Here is a 14,692-nt window from a genome sequence, read left to right on the forward strand (position 1 = left end):
TGAATAGAACGTATAAAAAAACCGGGGAAACCCCGGTTTTTCTTTCATCAGCCATTCCGTCAGGAATTAGTCAGCACATGGCTTGCTGCGCTCATGACGAGGAGCGTGGTTACGTTCACCACGGTAGCTGCCACGATGGTCGCCACCACGATTACGGTCAAAACGGCGTTCGCCATCACGACGACCACGGTTTCCATCACGGCCGCCACGCGGAGCACCATCACGTGGTGCACCATCACGACCGCCACGACGGTGTTCGCGAAGCACGTTGTCTTCAACGACTACAGCTTTTACGTCATTCTGACGAATGCGCAATTTCTTCAGCTGAGCGATGATATCCGGCGTCATCTTCTTCGGTAACTGGACATAAGTATGCTCAGGTGCCAGCTTGATTGCACCGATAAAGTCTTTACTCAGACCCAGTTCGTTCGCGATTGCACCAACAATGTCTTTCACCTGAACGCCTTGCTCACGACCTACTTGCAACTGGTACGTATCCCAATCAGCAGTGTTGAACTGGCGTCGCTCGCCTCTTTCACCACGATCACCACGTTCCGGGCGGTCACCACGGCGATCACGACGCTGCTTCTCACGCTCAATGGCAGCAATCATTGGATCCGGACCTTTGTAGAACAGCGGACGGTTGCCTTGCTGACGTTTCAGCAAGATGGCAGCCAAAGTGGTTGCATCAACATCCACTGAGCTCTGCAGTTTCTCAACCAGCTCGACAAACGCTTCCAGACTCGCGCTTTCTTTCTGCTCTTCCAGCTCTTTACCCAGACGATCCAGACGAGCCAGGGCTACGTCATCACGCAGAGGAAGCTGAATTTCTTCCATGCGGGACTTGGTGACGCGCTCAATGGTACGCAGCATGCGGATCTGGTTGGTGCGAACCAGAAGAATTGCTTTACCTTTACGTCCGGCACGGCCGGTACGACCGATACGGTGGATGTAAGATTCCACATCGAACGGGATGTCGTAGTTAAATACGTGCGTAATGCGTGGTACATCAAGACCACGAGCAACAACATCCGTAGCAACCAGAATATCAATCACACCGCGTTTGATGTGATCAACCGTACGCTCACGCAGCGACTGAGGAATATCACCATGCAGTGCCGCCGCTTTAAAGCCACGGGAAGACAGCCAATCAGCCAGTCGCTCGGTATCCTGACGGGTACGGACGAAGACGATCGAAGCATCGGTTTCTTCCGTTTCCAGCATACGAATCATTGCTTCGTCTTTTTCTACGCCTTTTACGACCCAGAACTGCTGTTCAACTTTTGCTACGGTACGGTTTTCACCAGCAACATCGATGCGAGCAGGGTTACGCAGGAAACGATCAACGATTTCCTTCACCATCGGTGGCATTGTTGCAGAGAAAAGCACACGCTGCGCTGACTCTGGCGCTTGTTCCAGAATCCAGGTAACGTCGTCAACGAAGCCCATCTTCAGCATTTCATCGGCTTCATCCAGAATGAAAGTATGCACTTCATCCAGATGCAGACGGTCACGGCTGATCAGATCTTTCACACGACCAGGGGTACCCACGACAATGTGAGCACCATTTTTCAGCGCTCGCATTTGATCAACGATAGAAGCACCACCGTAGATTTCTAAAACTTTCAGACCCTGGATATTTTTACCCAGGTTTTTAATCTCAGCTGCAACCTGAATCGCCAGTTCACGGGTTGGTGCCATCACAATTGCCTGAGGCTTATGCTGCTTCAGGTTAATTTTGTTCAGCAGTGGCAGAGAGAATGCAGCAGTTTTACCTGTACCCGTCTGAGCCTGACCCAGCGCATCGGTACCGGTTAAAAGAAGTGGAATGGAAGCAGCCTGGATTGGAGTAGGTGCCACGAAGCCCATCGCATCAAGTGCGGATAAAAGAGTGTCGGCCAGATCTAACTGGCGAAATTCTGTAACAGATTCTTGCATTGGGATCCCAATAGGTAATCGAACGTAAACGGGGCCCCTTTGCCTTTAACACGGTTCAGCAACTGTATCCACAAGCATGGGCCTCGACTAAGGCGCGCATTGTGCGCTATTCAAGTCGAAATTACCAGAAAAAATTGATTGCTGTCACAAATTATAACTTAAGCAATTATTTATTATTCAAACAGCTTGCGATGTATACACTCTGGCAGGTTTTCTAGGCATACTGATTCTCATCCCATTGAAAATATTGATTCCTGCCCGCTTGCTTCGCCAAATATAATCCCTGATCTGCTCCGGCTAACAGTACTTCTTCCAGAATGTCTTCCGTCGGCACTCGGGTATATAACCCTATACTGATGCTAATCACCCCTTGACGCGTGCCGGAATGTGGGATCTTTAACTGATTGATAGCTTCAAGCATTTCTTCAGCCAGCAGCCTGAGCGCCTCAGTATCCATTTCTGGAACAAGGCAGACAAACTCTTCACCGCCATAGCGACTGAATACCGCTTTTTCATGCCTGCTGGCTATCTTGTCTAATGTCACAGCAACCTGCTTCAGGCACACATCACCCCTTTGATGCCCGTAAGTGTCATTAAAAGACTTAAAATGATCGACATCGAGAATCATGATACTCAGTGGTAGCTGTCTGCGCTTGGCCACCTGCCAGTAGCGTTTCAGCGTCAGATCAAAAAAACGTCTGTTCGCGACGCCAGTCAGGCCATCCTGCATAGACCAGGCTTCCAGCCGTCGGTTCGCATCTTCTAATGCTTTATTGGTCTGCTGTAATTCCTGCGTGCGTAAATGAACCCGCTGTTCAAGTTCAGCATTTAGCCTGGTCAATGCTTCATGACTTTGCTTAATCACGATTTGCTGACCCAGTGCAGCACCAAATAATTTCATGATCTCTTTCTGGTGATCCGTCAGACTTCGCTGGCTGATCAGGTTATCCGCTGCGATCCATCCGATACAATGATCACTGTTCCACATCGATATCATGGCATTCCAGCCTGTACCGACCTGTTGCGTGCCGTAATAAAGCGGCGCATTTTCCTTTACCACAACCACATCTTTACGGCTGAGTGCTTCATGTACCAGCGGATGATCAGGAATATCGTTCACAAAACTGCTGCGGGAGACAACGTTGCCCTGAGGATCCGTGCCGTAGGTGCCTTGCATGGTGTACTGCTGCATATCGGTCAGAAAAATTGCTAACCGGTCGATGCCCAGTTTCTGACGGCCCAGTTCTATTGCGGTTCTGTACAGACTGTCGAGATCGTTCGACTCAGCCAGCGCCAGTGTCACTTCATGTAGCTGCTTTAATAATGATAAGTACTCTCTGAGCGAGTAGTTACGCACCTCCAGTTCAGCCTCCACACTCCGACGGCTGATATTATGGGTCAGTGCTTCTTCTCGCAGCATGTGGACGCTGATATCGGACGCGATTAACAACAGCACGCGCTCGAAAGCTTTCAGGTTGTCATCCAGACGTTCCGGCTTTGGCGTTTCTGCATATAAATAGGCTACCGTTTTTTCGTGCATGATGATCGGAAAAACCACCTGACGCCAATCACCTGACGTATCCTTCCAAATGGCTTTGAACGGTGCAACAGACTGTGCAGACACGGCCTTACGGGATTGTTTAGATTCTAAAAGTAAATCAGACGGTACACCGTTGTAGCTCGATAAGGGTAAAGGATGCAGGTAGTATTTAAACTCTTCGTTACCCATCCAGCTTGCCAGCACTTTCGATTGGCCTTCATGCTCAACAATCAGTGTCAGGTAGGTTAAATCCAGCATATGATGCAGCGTTGAAAGCAAACGATGGCACCAACGCTCCATGTTTGCCTGACGGGCAAGCGTATCAACGAGTTTATCCAACTCATCGTTGAGTTTAAACGGCATGCTTTTCCTTACGCGATTATCTGTCTTATCACTTCATCGTGGGTCGAACAGAGTACAAAATACTCCAGATTGAAAATAATAACGACCTCAGATGCACACTTCGAAAATTGCGGCCTAACTTTCTGCAACATTTGTGACCAATCATTAATATGAACAATTAATGTCCGTTACCACAAAGAAAAAGCCAAAATGGCTATTGATGCATATATCATTGTATATTAAGTCGTTATGACATATTCATACTGAATAACAGATCACATTCTGGTGACCTGAATTCCGGCAGGATGTCCAATTTTCACAACAGCACGCGTTGCCCGTCTCAACCGCGAAGGCCGGAAAAATCGGATTACCCTTGGTTTTGAGCCTGTTAAAACGTATAGTGTGACGGTTCATAATCCGGGACCAGGCATAATGTTTCAAGATAATCCGCTTTTAGCACAACTGAAAAAACAAATTCAAGAATCACTTCCTAAGAAAGAAGGCCAAATCAAAGCCACCGACCGCGGCTTTGGTTTTCTGGAAGTTGATGGAAAAGAAAGTATCTTCATTCCACCTAACTATATGAAGAAGGTCATGCACGGCGATCGAGTCGTTGCTGTGATTCGTACTGAAAAAGAGCGTGAAGTTGCTGAGCCGCAAGAATTGGTTGAACAGTTCATGACCCGCTTTATTGGCCGCGTCAAACTGATCAAAGACCGCCTGAATGTTGTTCCGGATCACCCACAGCTGAAAGAAGCGATTAAAGCCCGAACAATCAAGGGATTAAACCCTGAATCACTGAAAGAAGGTGACTGGGTTGTCGCGCATCTGACTCGCCACCCGCTTGTGGGTGATAACAAGACTTTCTTCTGTGAAATCAAAGAAAAAATCACGGACAGTGAAGATAAAATTGCCCCTTGGTGGGTCACACTGGCACGTCATGATTTGCCCAATGCTGAACCTGCTCCGCAAGAGAGCTGGAACATGCTTGACGAAGGGTTGACCCGTGAAGACCTGACTGAAATCCCTTTCATCACGATTGACGGCGAATCCACCAAAGATATGGACGACGCCATCTATACCGTTGCGAAAGAAGATGGCAGCTTTGAAATCACTATCGCGATTGCCGATCCAACTTCTTATATTGAGGTTGGCAATGAGATGGACAAAGAAGCCCGTGAACGCGGCTTCACAATCTACCTGCCCGGCCGCAACATTCCGATGTTGCCACGTGAATTAAGTGATGAGCTCTGTTCTCTGATGGAGAATGAAAAGCGCCCTGCACTTTGTTGCCGTGTGACGGTTGATAAAGACGGTGTGATTGGCGACGACATTACTTTCTTTGCCGCCTGGATCCGCTCACAAGGCCGTTTGAGCTACGACGACGTCTCGGACTATCTGGAAAATGGCAGTACAGAAAACTGGTCTCCTTCAGCTGTCATCGATGAGCAAGTCCGTGCCCTGCAGGCTTTTGCCAATGCCCGCAGCGACTGGCGGAGCAAAAACGCTGTCGTCTTCCCGGATCGTCCGGATTACCGTTTCGAGTTGAGCGAAGACAACGATGTGATCGCAATCCATACCGATCCGCGTCGTACGGCCAACCGAATGATTGAAGAAGCCATGATCACCGCGAACATCTGTGCCGGACGTATGCTTCAGGAAAAATTCGGCAAAGGCGTTTACAACACCCATGCCGGCTTCAATCCTGAAAAACTCGATACCGCCATGGAGTTTCTGACCAGTGCAGAAGCACCATTCGACAAAGAGCAGTTATTGACGCTGGAAGGCTTTAGCGCCCTGCGCCGTTGGCTGAACACGCTTGATACCACTTATCTGGATAACCGACTGCGTAAATTCCAGGCCTACAGTGAAGTGGGTAACTTGCCTGCTCCGCATTTCGCTATGGGTTTGGATGTCTATGCAACCTGGACCTCTCCGATTCGTAAATATGGCGATATGATCAACCACAGAATGCTGAAAGCGGTCATTTCCGGTAATGCGCCTGCACAAACGCCAGATGACAACATTGGTGAGGAAATTGCTACTCATCGCCGTAATCATCGCATGGCAGAGCGTGATGTGGCTGACTGGCTGTATGTCCGCCTGCTGAAAGATGCGGTTCAGCAAGGAACAGTATTTACCGCAGAGGTTTTCGACATTAACCGTGCCGGCATGCGTGTTCGCTTGCTTGAAAACGGGGCTTCGGCTTTTGTTCCTGCACCGCTGATTCTGGACAATAAACAGCGTATCGAATGTAACGGTGATTTAGGCATCATTAATATTGATAAAATTCGCGAGTTCCAACTTGGTGATCACTTCGACATCGTGCTGACAGAAGTGCGTGAAACAACACGTCAATTGGTTGCCAAACCTGTGAAGCAATTTCCTGAAGTGAATACTCAGGAGCCGGCAGAACATCAGGCTGAAACTGAAAAAGCGTGATCATCCCAAGAACCAGGCTGGCATTCTCCAGCCTGGTTTCTCTCTCCAATCTGAATCGTCTTAAATACACTCTGGTATTCCATGTCCTATCTCAACAACGTTGAACAATGGCTAGATAATGTCGTCATTGGTTTGAATCTGTGCCCGTTTGCTGCAAAACCACGCAGAAAGGGACAAATTCGTATTGCTATATACGAGACAGATTCTCTGGAAACACTGCTGGAAAATATCTATCAGGAATTAATACGCTTGGATGACACGCCAGTGTGTGATCTTGATACAAGCCTTATCGTATGCCCTAACGTTTTACAAGATTTTGACGAGTACAATCAGTTTCTTGATATGGTTGATGCCTTGATCAGGCAGTGTGATCGGGATGGTATCTACCAGGTAGCCAGTTTTCATCCTGATTATTATTTTTACGGGACTCAACCAGATGATGCTGAAAACCTGACCAACCGGGCACCATACCCCATCTTCCACCTGATTCGTGAAGACAGTATGGAAAAAGTACTGGCGCACTACCCTGATCCTGAAGGTATACCTGAGCGCAATATTGAAAAAATGAATGCATTATCTGAAAAAGACATTCGTCGTCTTTTCCCGTTTTTATTTAGCAAACCCTAAATGACAAACCACGCAGGGATAATCAATTTCATACATCTAACCTATGAATCAGAATAACTCATCGGCCAACCTTATCGAGTGTAAGCATTCAAATGTGTTGGGATTAAGCATTAAGTTAGCTATGATATCTCCTTGATAGGGAATATTGTAATGCATACACTCTCATTTTCAGTATTTAGAAACGCCAAAATGCGTTTCGCATTGCCTTTGGCCCTCGTGGCAGGCACTTTTGCGGCTCATAGCAACATCGTTGCTTTCATGTCGCAACACGTTGATGTTTTGCTACTGCTTCCCTACATTCTGTTGAGCCTGGTGATGATGCTGTGTCAGCCATTCAACCAGAGTAAGACAGGGATCAGCGCAATGCTGATGCTTCTGGCGTATTACCTGATTCAGCAAAACCTTCAGGCGCCACTTTCACAGTCACAAACCGGACTCACCTATATTTTACTGGCTGTACTGCTGCCACTGAATCTGTTCCAGCTTCACTTCATCCCGGAGAGACGGCTGTTCTCACGTTTCGGTTTGATCTACCTCAGTATTCTGGGCCTGCAGCTATGCTGGGGCTGGTTACTGATCAACCACGTCAATCCTGAACGTTATAACGCCACCTGGCAGATGTATTTTTATACGATTGGTGAGTTTTCTCCGTTACCTTTGCTCCTGATCATCATGATTGTTGCCCTGGCCTGTGCCAGTGCTTCGATTATTCTGAAAAGAAACCAAGGCTATGATCAGGCAACTTTCATCTGCCTGCTATTTACCGGACTCACCCTGTTTCAGTTCCAGCAACCTTACATATCCAGTATTGCATTCACAGCCGCTTCCAGCCTGCTTTTGCTGAATCTGATTTCCTGTTCTCACGAACTGGCTTTCATTGATCCGCTCACAGGTATACCCGGGCGCAGGGCAATGGAAACGGAGTTAAAACACCTTGGCCGCACATACACGCTGGCGATGCTGGATGTCGACCATTTCAAAAAATTCAACGATAAATACGGCCATAAGACAGGTGATGATGTCCTGCGTTTAGTTGCCCAGCTTCTCCTGAATATCAATATCAAAGCAGATGTTTACCGTTTTGGTGGCGAAGAGTTCACCATTTTGATCAAAGGAAAGACCAAAAATCAGTGTCTTGATGCGCTCGAAGAATTACGGGAAGCCATCGCAAGTTACCCGATGCACATCAGAGATAATGAAAAGCGCCCTGCCGATGATGAAGACGGCAAACGTAAACGTGGTAAGCGGAAACAATCCGAAGTCGTACAGATTACTGTCAGTATCGGTGTTGCAGACAGCCTGGAAGATTCCAGAACCGCCAACGTTCTAAAAGTGGCGGACAAAGCGCTGTATCAAGCGAAGCAAAATGGCCGGAATCAGGTCGTATAGCGTTCTATCATTCTGACTTGGTATCAAAGCACAAAAGCCTTATCTGTACTGATAAGGCTTTTGTATTTTTCTGTTCAGGATTTTATTTATATCCACCAACAACCAGTGGCAAAACCTGCTTTAATTTCACCTGATTTCTGTGCACCGCTTCCGCAGGCAGCGGCAGGAAACCATGTTTTTCAATGATGGACTGGTTATCCTGGTCAAACGTGAGATCAACCAGTCGCTGCTGCTCGCTTGTCAGCCCTTTCTGTTTGGGTGGAATATTCAATGACAGATAATACACATTTGCCAATGGATAACGCCCCGACAGCACAGTTTCCGGATCGATGGTGAAGGCTTTGCCTCTGTCATCTAAAATAGCAATCCGCTTCAGGTCGTCGGGTACACCAGGTAAAACAGAGTAGCCAATTGCATTGATATCACTGCTGATCTGCTCGTTCATTTCATCGTGACTACTGAGAAATTGTGTCGCCAGATATTGATCTTTCCCGCAATCCACCAGCTTAGAGAAATTTAAGTGTGTATCCAGCTCACCGGAAACAGCATAGGGAACGGCCGTTGAAAAATCCTCATTCTGATGATCCGGCAACTGGCGCCAGTCCAGCTTCTGAGGTGAATCCTGACAGCCGAAAATCTGCTTCAGCTGCCCCATCGTCATGGCCCTTACAGGGTTATCTTGATTAACGAGAATAGAAACTGCATCGTAAGTAAAAAATATCTGTACCGGCCGATAACCGAATTTATTTTCAAACAAGGCGATTTCGCTATCCAGCCATTTGCGGGAACTAATCCCCATACTGGCTTCATTGGCGATCATCGCCGCCTGAATATCGCCTTTTTCAATCAATTGAACAGGCGTATTGTTCGCATTGGCCAGTTCATGAACCATTACATTCAGCTCTTTTTCAACGGCAACAGCGGCATACACTGAACAGCTGGCCAGCATGATCCCCGTTGCAATCAGGGTGTGTGTCATCAATCGCATGGTGTCATTTATCCTGTCACTGAGTTTGCTCGGAGCTGAAAATTGTCCAAGCCGGCTTCACGGTCATTTCCGGTTTAGTGATCACAGCAATGGTGCGGCGTTTACGTACTTTTAAGAACTGGGTCAGTGACGTAATCTGCGAATACCGCTGCTCAGAAATACGTTCCGGGGCAATACCGTTCAGTACCAGAGCCTCTTTAATGACGCCTGTACGCCTTTTTGCCAAGGCATCATTATATGCATCTGTCCCTTCCGGGCTGGTGTCCCCCACTAAAATCACTTTGGCTTCGTGATTGTCATTCATGATAGCGAGCAGTTCATCGAAAGAGTCTGATTGATCCATCCGGATATGATCATCATCAAAATTGAAATACACCGATAAGACATCCAGCTTCTCAAATATCTGCCAGGAAGCACAGCCATGCTCATCCACCTGGGCACCCCGCAAAGTGTCTAAACAGACATCCCTTTGATTGATCACGCCATCCTGATCTGAGTCACGCAGATCATCCATCTGGTGGCGTGTCGTGGTTGTATCCGGCATGTCAGCACAGGCAGACAATAATAAAGGTAAGGTGATCAATCCAATCTGGCGAAGTCTCATCCGCGTTTCTCCTTCTCTGTCTGCCATTCTTCAGGATGTTCTACGCGTAATGCATAAGTCAGAATCCCCATCGCATTGAACATGCGGTAAGCGGCCAGGGTGTGATCGTATGACGCATTGACATAGTTCTTTCTGGCAAGGAAGACTTCCACCTTTGCGTCCAGCACATCAAGCAGGCTACGTCGCCCAACATTAAACTGCTGTACATAACCATCTTCTGCTGCTTTCGCGGCATCCACGTTCTGTTGCAGCAGCTGTTTTTGTTTATCCAGCATGTTATAGGCATTCCACGCCAGTGTTGTTCCTTCGCGCACCTGACGTTCCGCTCTTAAACGGATTGATCTGGCTTGCTCTGCGCGCCAGGCAGCCGATTCCACGCGGGCATTGGTGCTGCCACCGTTGAACAAATCATAATCCAGTGTCAGCATCACGCGGGCATCTTCCTCCGGCCCTTCGACGCCCCCGATGTTGTCATTTTTGTTGCCATAGGCTTCCAGTTTCAGCTCAGGGTAATAGCCCCCTTTCTCACGCCTGACTTCTTCGCGAGCCGCTTTGATATCCAGGATGGCTGCCTGGATCTCCGGATGATTTTCAACGGCCTGGTTGATCGCGATATCCAGATCAGGCGGCAACAAGCTGTAATCAAATACAGGCGTCACCAGTTCTTTGGTCGGCAGCCCGACCAGGCGCATAAACTGGGCTTCCTGATCGTACAGATTATTCTGGGCAGAAATCAGCGTAGATTTCGCCGTAGCCACACGGGCAGCAATCTGAGCCAAGTCCGAGTTACTGCTCAGCCCTTTCTTTTTCCGGTCAAGAATATTGTTATAAATGGTTTCATGATCGATCACATTGCGTTTGCTTAACTCAAGAATTTGCTGAGATTTCAGGTACTCGAGATACACACGCACTACATCGAGTGCAACATTTTCTGCGTCGGCGATCAGTGTCAGTCGCTCAGACTCAGCCTCGTAGCCCAGGCGGTCAATATTGGCGGATGTTTTCATGCCATCAAAAATCAGCTGTGACACTTTTACGCCCATTTCAGTGCGTGTCAGTCCTCTGTCATCCGGCGCAATTTTATTCCCGCTGCTATAACGGGTTTCTTCATAGCCCGCCGCCGCGTAAAGATTAACCTGGGGCAAATAGAAGCCTTGCGCTTCGTCCTGATCTCTGACGACAGACTGAAATCTGGCATATTGTCCCAATACTTCCGGGCTGTAATCGATGGCCGCTGCAACCGATTCTTCCAGGGAAAGTGCATAAGCAGAGGATATTCCCATCGGGGTCAAGCCCAGCATACAAGTCATCAATAGTCGTTTGGATCGCATTACCTATCCTGTCCTTGTTGTTATTAGGGTTCACGCAGAGCAACTTCTTTCGCTCTTAATAAAGGTTTAAGCCAGTAGCTCAGAACAGTTTTCTGGCCGGTCAATATATCAACGGCTGTTTGCATACCGGGTATGATCGTGAAAGGCTGCGCCTCTTCATTTGCATCAAGCCGGATATGCGCCCGGTAATAAGCATCCCCTTCTTCCGTTTGCAGTGCATCAGCACTGACATAAATGACTTTGCCTTTCTGACCGCCATAAATCACAAAGTCATAAGCGGAAAATTTTACCGTCGCTTCGAGTCCCACGTGCACAAAGGCGATATCCTGAGGCGAAATTTTGGTTTCGACAATCAGACTGCTGTTATAAGGCACCAATTCCATCATGGGTTCTCCGGGACGAACAACGCCGCCAATCGAGCGGATCAACACATCTTTGACCGTGCCATCCACCGGGGATAAAATTTGTGTCCTTTTGAGCTGATCGGCCAGTGCCTGCTGGCTTTCATTCAGCTGAGCCAGCTTGGCCGAGACTTCGTTTAACTGGCCCTGTGCCTTGGAGCGAAAATCAAACGCGATCCCTCTGAAATCAACAATCGCTTCAGAATAAGTCGCTTTCTGCTTTTGTGCCAAAGTGTTGGCGCTGGCCAAATCACCCACCAGCTTGACATAGTCACGTCTCAGTTTAAGCAGCTCAACTTCGGCCACGGCACCGCTTGCCACAACATCCCTGAGCATTGAGATCTCTTTTTCGACAATTTCCAGACTGCGCTTGAGCGTCTGTATGGTGTTCTGAGTATCTCGGTATGCCTGATCCTGCTGATCAATACGAAACTTCGCCTGCTCCAGTTCAGAAGCAAGTTGTTCTAAACGCTCAGCATAGTTGGCTCTCGCATTCAGCTCAGCGGGTAAGCCCGGATCAATGTCCAATGGCTGCTTATCGATGACAACTTGCTGACGCCAATCGTCTGCCTTTGGATTCACCTTCACACTCCCCAGCTCGGCTTTGAGTCGCTTTTCCTGAGCCAGTAAGCTCTGGACCTGCTGGCCGGCCTCCTGATAAGCAGCGCGAAAGCGGGTATCGTCCAAGATCATCAAAGGCTGGCCCTGACTCACCCGGTCGCCCTGACTCACTAATACCTGCCTGATAATGCCGCCTTCCAGGCTCTGAATCTTTTGTACCGATAATGTGGGAACCACTTTTCCTTCGCCTACGACCACTTCATCCAGCTTGGCCCAACTGGCCCAAATCAGGGTGGCTGCACACAGCGCGACACACAGCCAAATCAGCTTACGTGACCGGTAAGCCTGACGATTGTTGGACCACATGATCTGACTACTCATGCTGACCCCCTTTCACGATGCTGACTGAACGAATCCGGCTGTTCTGCCTGCCTTCCTGACGGGACAGAATGTCCTGTGGCTTGCCATCGGCCACCAGCTTGCCTTTATCCAGCACCAAAATACGGTCACAAAGCGATAAAAATGACGGCTGATGAGAACAGATAACCATAGCAGTACTTCTCGGCAGCCTTTGAATGCTCTGGAAAAGCTGTGCCGTTGCCTGTTTGTCTAACCCTGTGGTGGGTTCATCCATCAGTAAAAGAGAGGGATGGCGATAAAATGCCCGGGCGATGGCCACAGCCTGTCTCTGTCCACCAGAGAGATGCCGGCCATTTTCACCCACCTGAGTTTCCAGTCCCTGCGCCAAACGCGGCATATAAGCATTTAATCCGGAGAATTCAATCGCGTTTGCCAAACGTGTTTCATCGATGACGTCATGACCAAAGGTAATGTTTTCATAAACGGTACCGAAGACAAATCCTGGCGTTTGTCCTACCCAACCTACGGCATCTCGTATCACGCTGGGTGGCCACAAATTGGCATCCAGTTGCTCGTAATACATTTGTCCATGTGTTGGTTGCAGTTGTCTGGCGATCAGCGCCATCAGTGTGGATTTACCTGACCCCGCATTACCGATGATGCCAATGCGTTCACCGGCTTTCACATTGAACGTCAGCGTTTCCAGGACATCCAGCTCTGAACCCGGGTAACGAAAACTCACGTTATCAAGGGCGAAACTGCCTTTAAATTCGCCGCGATCAATCACCTGATGCGGTGTTTCTTCCTGCGGTAAAGCCATAATCTGGTTCAGGCCCTCTATGGCCGAGCGGGTTTGCTGATAACGCAAAAGCAGCATAGAGAGCTGATTGACCGATCCGGCCGCCCGGCCGCTTAACATCACGATGGCAATTAATCCGCCCATGCTCAGGTGACCTTCCGCAATTTGATATACACCCAGCGCAATCAGAAAGACGGTCACCAGTTGTTGGCTGCTCATAATCGAGTGCGAGACCAGGTTTGAATAATATCTCGACTGTGTCTGCCACTCAGACAAGGCAACCACTGTTTGTTCCCAGCGTTTTTGCACCAAACCTTCCGCATTATTCTGCTTGATTTCCGTCAGCGAATTCAGGTTGTCAAACAACTGGGCCTGTCGTTGCGTGGCGTAGCGGCCGGATTCTGTGAAAGTGTCGGCAATCTTATTTTTCATGACGGCACTCAACAGCAGCAAAGCCAACATAACAGTGACAGGCACAAACATCATGACCCCGCCCAGCCAGCCAATCAGCAATAAAAACAGAACAGTAAAAGGTAAATCAATCAATGCCACCAGGGTGATCGACGTAAAGAAATCTTTGACACTGTCAAACTCCTGCAGCTGGCGGGCAAACGCCCCCACCGACTGTGGCCTGTGCTCCAGCTGCATGCCCATGACCCGCTGGAACAATTGAGCCGACAATTTGTTATCCAGATACCGGCTGGCCATATCCGTGACTGAGCTTCGTGCACTGCGCAGCAGCCAGTCGAACACAATCACCACCAGCACACCAACAGACAAGACCCAGAGCGTGTTAAATGCCTGATTGGGAACAACCCGGTCGTACACATTCATCGTGAACAGCGGCATGACCAGCGCCAGTAAATTGATGACAACCGAAGCCACAAACATATCTCTGTACCAGGGGCGTACTTCCCTGAGTACGGCACGAAACCAATGCTGCGGCTTCGCTGGTTTCACATCATCGACCCGGCTGTCGCTTTGCGGCACGGCTGACACCTGCCAGATTTCCGGCTGTATCGCTTGCTGAACTTGCTCTTCTGACCAGTGCTGTTCTTCGGTGTTTTGTCCCGGGAAATGCACCCTGTATTGCCCCTGATCTTTCGCAATCAGAATCACGGGCAGGCCGGCTAACGAAGTCGCCACTGCAGGCAAGGTCGCCTGATCAAGAAGGCGTTTGTCTATAGCACCACTTTCCAGTTGTACCTGCGCCGCCGCACGTATAAATAGCGTTTCAGTCAGCAGGCCTTGCTCCAATGGCAGCCCTGATGTCACCTTCAATGGGTGGCAACGCAGACCATAATGACGGCAGAACCAAAGCACCGTTTCCAGCCATTCATCTTTCAGCGGTTTATCCGACATCTTCATGC

Annotated in this window: 10 protein-coding genes; 3 read left to right on the forward strand and 7 right to left on the reverse strand. The window is 48.8% G+C overall.

The genetic code is table 11. From position 1 onward, the window contains the following. Positions 1 to 66 precede the first annotated feature (66 nt). Both LN341_RS21020 and LN341_RS21025 read right to left on the reverse strand, forming a co-directional pair. Positions 67 to 1,938: a DEAD/DEAH box helicase gene (locus tag LN341_RS21020; RefSeq protein WP_234205689.1), complete on the reverse strand. Its 1,872-nt coding sequence runs from the start codon at positions 1,936 to 1,938 to the stop codon at positions 67 to 69. 214 nt (positions 1,939 to 2,152) lie between these two features. Continuing rightward, entirely contained in the window at positions 2,153 to 3,841 is a 1,689-nt protein-coding gene (locus LN341_RS21025) for a sensor domain-containing diguanylate cyclase (RefSeq protein ID WP_234205692.1), read from the reverse strand. A gap of 411 nt (positions 3,842 to 4,252) precedes the next feature. Between LN341_RS21025 and LN341_RS21030 the strand changes: the two genes are divergently transcribed. From LN341_RS21030 to LN341_RS21040, 3 genes are all read left to right on the forward strand, one after another. Continuing rightward, positions 4,253 to 6,262, forward strand: coding sequence for an exoribonuclease II (locus LN341_RS21030; protein WP_234205694.1), 2,010 nt, complete (start codon positions 4,253 to 4,255; stop codon positions 6,260 to 6,262). Between the two features lie 81 nt (positions 6,263 to 6,343). Further along, a complete protein-coding gene (locus LN341_RS21035) occupies positions 6,344 to 6,889 on the forward strand; it encodes a DUF1415 domain-containing protein (protein WP_234205695.1) in 546 nt (181 codons plus the stop codon). A 189-nt stretch (positions 6,890 to 7,078) separates the two neighbouring features. Continuing rightward, complete coding sequence (locus LN341_RS21040; protein WP_234205697.1) at positions 7,079 to 8,278, forward strand: GGDEF domain-containing protein; 1,200 nt, start codon at positions 7,079 to 7,081, stop codon at positions 8,276 to 8,278. 82 nt (positions 8,279 to 8,360) lie between these two features. Here the strand turns inward: LN341_RS21040 and LN341_RS21045 are convergent, their stop codons facing one another. Genes LN341_RS21045 through LN341_RS21065 form a run of 5 tightly spaced genes read right to left on the reverse strand, consistent with a single transcriptional unit; the run spans position 8,361 to position 14,690 of the window. Further along, the gene (locus LN341_RS21045; protein WP_234205698.1) at positions 8,361 to 9,266 is read right to left on the reverse strand and encodes a PstS family phosphate ABC transporter substrate-binding protein; all 906 of its coding nucleotides are present in this window, start codon (positions 9,264 to 9,266) and stop codon (positions 8,361 to 8,363) included. Positions 9,267 to 9,282: 16 nt separating this feature from the next. After that, entirely contained in the window at positions 9,283 to 9,870 is a 588-nt protein-coding gene (locus LN341_RS21050; RefSeq protein WP_234205700.1) for an OmpA family protein, read from the reverse strand. Then, on the reverse strand, positions 9,867 to 11,201 hold the full coding sequence (locus LN341_RS21055) for a TolC family outer membrane protein (protein ID WP_046221403.1): 1,335 nt from the start codon (positions 11,199 to 11,201) through the stop codon (positions 9,867 to 9,869). Before LN341_RS21055 ends, LN341_RS21050 begins: the two co-directional genes overlap by 4 nt. Before the next feature lie 23 nt (positions 11,202 to 11,224). Then, complete coding sequence (locus LN341_RS21060) at positions 11,225 to 12,544, reverse strand: HlyD family type I secretion periplasmic adaptor subunit (protein WP_234205702.1); 1,320 nt, start codon at positions 12,542 to 12,544, stop codon at positions 11,225 to 11,227. Next, the gene (locus LN341_RS21065; protein ID WP_370643767.1) at positions 12,537 to 14,690 is read right to left on the reverse strand and encodes a type I secretion system permease/ATPase; all 2,154 of its coding nucleotides are present in this window, start codon (positions 14,688 to 14,690) and stop codon (positions 12,537 to 12,539) included. The genes LN341_RS21060 and LN341_RS21065 overlap by 8 nt, the downstream gene beginning before the upstream one ends. Positions 14,691 to 14,692 lie beyond the last annotated feature (2 nt).

Source organism: Photobacterium sp. TLY01, assembly GCF_021432065.1.
Classification (GTDB): Bacteria; Pseudomonadota; Gammaproteobacteria; order Enterobacterales; family Vibrionaceae; genus Photobacterium; species Photobacterium halotolerans_A.

Coding starts and splice junctions, on each gene's coding strand:
- LN341_RS21020 (WP_234205689.1), bottom strand. CDS start 1,938: ATGCAAGAATCTGTTACAGAATTTCGCCAGTTAGATCTGGCCGACACT.
- LN341_RS21025 (WP_234205692.1), bottom strand. CDS start 3,841: ATGCCGTTTAAACTCAACGATGAGTTGGATAAACTCGTTGATACGCTT.
- LN341_RS21030 (WP_234205694.1), top strand. CDS start 4,253: ATGTTTCAAGATAATCCGCTTTTAGCACAACTGAAAAAACAAATTCAA.
- LN341_RS21035 (WP_234205695.1), top strand. CDS start 6,344: ATGTCCTATCTCAACAACGTTGAACAATGGCTAGATAATGTCGTCATT.
- LN341_RS21040 (WP_234205697.1), top strand. CDS start 7,079: ATGCGTTTCGCATTGCCTTTGGCCCTCGTGGCAGGCACTTTTGCGGCT.
- LN341_RS21045 (WP_234205698.1), bottom strand. CDS start 9,266: ATGCGATTGATGACACACACCCTGATTGCAACGGGGATCATGCTGGCC.
- LN341_RS21050 (WP_234205700.1), bottom strand. CDS start 9,870: ATGAGACTTCGCCAGATTGGATTGATCACCTTACCTTTATTATTGTCT.
- LN341_RS21055 (WP_046221403.1), bottom strand. CDS start 11,201: ATGCGATCCAAACGACTATTGATGACTTGTATGCTGGGCTTGACCCCG.
- LN341_RS21060 (WP_234205702.1), bottom strand. CDS start 12,544: ATGAGTAGTCAGATCATGTGGTCCAACAATCGTCAGGCTTACCGGTCA.
- LN341_RS21065 (WP_370643767.1), bottom strand. CDS start 14,690: ATGAAGATGTCGGATAAACCGCTGAAAGATGAATGGCTGGAAACGGTG.